Here is a 2193-nt window from a genome sequence, read left to right as displayed (position 1 = left end):
TGTCAACGACGGTCGAAAGTTGACCCTCTAGCGACGGCCGAAAATTGACCCCCTCGTGGTCATGCTTCTTCGGTGGCGGCCGCGGAGCGGCCGAGGTCTCGATCCTTGAGCCGGTAGCTGTCGCCCTTGAGTGAGATGACTTCGGCGTGGTGGACCAGGCGGTCGATCATGGCGGCGGCGACGACCTCGTCGCCGAAGACCTCACCCCAGCGGCCGAAGGGCTTGTTGCTGGTCACGATGAGGGAGGCTCGCTCGTAGCGGCTGGAGACGAGTTGGAAGAACAGGTTGGCGGCCTCGGGCTCGAAGGGCACGTAGCCGACTTCGTCGACGACCAGCAGCGGATAGCGGCCCAGCCGCCGCAATTCGTCTTGCAGCCGGCCGGCGTGGTGGGCCTCGGCGAGACGGGTGACCCACTCGGTGGCGGTGGCGAACAGCACCCGGTGACCGGCCTGGCAGGCGCGGATGGCCAGCCCGGTGGCCAGGTGGGTCTTGCCGGTGCCGGGCGGCCCGAGCAGCAGCACGTTCTCCTTGGCGGTGACGAAGTCCAGGGTGCCGAGGTGGGCGATCAGGTCGCGCTTGAGGCCGCGGGCGTGGTCGAAGTCGAACTCCTCCAGGCTCTTGCGGGCCGGGAACCGGGCGGCCCGGATCCGGCCCTCACCGCCGTGGGACTCCCGCGCGGAGACCTCCCGCTGCAGGCAGGCGATCAGGAACTCCTCGTGCGACCAGGACTGTTCGCGGGCCCGCTCGGCCAGCCGGGGCACCGCCTCGCGCAGGGTGGGTGCTTTGAGCGCGCGGGTCAGGAACGCGACTTCTGCGCCCAGGTCTCTGCCGCTCATGCCACGCCTCCGTCGGTGAGGCCAAGGGCGGCGTCGTAGTCACTCAACGACCGGATCTCCACCTCGGTGGGTGGGGGCGGGCGGAGCAGCCCGATCCGGGCCGCGCGCAGCGCCTTCGCCGCGGTGACGTGCTCCTCGGCCGAGATGGTCTGGTGCTTGGCCCAGATGCGGTCGTGGTCGGCCACGACCCGGCCGTCGCAGAGCACCCGCACCCGGTGCAGGTCGGCTACGACTTCGACCCGCCGGCCGATCACCGCCGGATGGACGGAGTAGTCATTGCCGTCCAGCCGCACGTAGTGGTCCCGGGCCAGCCGCGTCGAGGAGCGCCAGCCGGTGGCCGGGGCGACCGGCGGCAGCGGCAGCATCCGCTCCCGGTCAGCGGCGATCCGGTCGATCGGTGCGCATCCCAGCGCCCGGCGGCTGCGGGTGTTCACCAACCCCAGCCAGACCGAGATCTGGGCGTTGAAGTCGGCCGGGCCAGTGAAGGTGCGCCCGGGCAGGAAGGAGCGTTCGAGGTAGTCGTGCAGCCGCTCGACCAGGCCCTTGGCCTCCGGATCGGCCGGCCGACAGATCAGCACCTTCGTGCCCAGGGTGCCGCGGAAGCCCTGGCACTCGGCGGTGAGCTCACTGCGCCCGCCGCGCCAGCGGCCAACCGCGCCCTCGCCGTCCCAGACCAGCACCCGCGGCACCGCCCCGAGCCCGGCCAGCAGCTGCCACCAGCCGGCGAACAGGTCCTCCGCCGACCGGGAGGGGATGAGGACCCCGGCGGCCCAGCGGGAGTAGCCGCAGACCATGGTCAGCACCGGCAACTGCTTCGCCGTCCGGCTCCGCCCTGACCCGACCGGCAGCGTGATCGGCGGGAACCACAGGTCGAACTGGGCGATCTCGCCAGCCACATACGCGGTTCGGGACGCTGGATCCGGCGGCAGGTAGACCGGTCGCAGCTCGGCCACACGCTTCTTGAGCACCGTCATCGACCGGGTCCAGCCGATCCGCTCGGCGATCACCGTGGCCGGCATCGTCGGAAACGCCTGCAACAGCTCCCGGATCCGCGGCTCCACCTCATCCACCGCCGACCCTCGGCTGGTGCGCTCATACCTCGGTGGCTGATCGCTGCGCAGGGCTGTCCGCACCGTGTTCCGCGAGACCCCCAGCACCCGCGCGACCTGCTTGATCGGAATGCCCTCGGCCCGATGCAGCCGACGGATCTCCGCCCAGTCCTCCACGGACAACACCTCGTCCCTCCCCGGCTCGGCTCGAGCCAGGGTCTCGGGAGGGGGTCAAAATTCAACCGTCGCGAGGGGGTCAGTTTTCAGGCGCCGTCGACATTTGTCAACGACGGTCGAAAGTTGACCCT

Annotated in this window: 2 protein-coding genes; both read right to left on the bottom strand. The window is 70.6% G+C overall.

Annotated features, from left to right (window positions below; translation table 11 throughout):
* Positions 1-59: 59 nt before the first annotated feature.
* Positions 60-836 carry an IS21-like element helper ATPase IstB gene (gene istB, locus A6V29_RS06750; RefSeq protein ID WP_137159597.1) on the bottom strand — a complete coding sequence of 259 codons (777 nt, stop codon included), beginning with the start codon at positions 834-836 and terminating at the stop codon, positions 60-62.
* Positions 833-2071 (bottom strand): IS21 family transposase, encoded by a 1239-nt coding sequence (gene istA, locus A6V29_RS06745; RefSeq protein WP_137159596.1) that lies wholly within the window; start codon positions 2069-2071, stop codon positions 833-835. Before istA ends, istB begins: the two co-directional genes overlap by 4 nt.
* Positions 2072-2193 lie beyond the last annotated feature (122 nt).

Source organism: Blastococcus sp. CCUG 61487, assembly GCF_005222955.1.
GTDB lineage: Bacteria > Actinomycetota > Actinomycetes > Mycobacteriales > Geodermatophilaceae > Blastococcus.
The sequence above is the reverse complement of the archived record's forward strand: the minus strand, read 5'-3'. Positions and strand labels throughout refer to the sequence as shown.

Coding starts and splice junctions, on each gene's coding strand:
- istB (WP_137159597.1), bottom strand. CDS start 836: ATGAGCGGCAGAGACCTGGGCGCAGAAGTCGCGTTCCTGACCCGCGCG.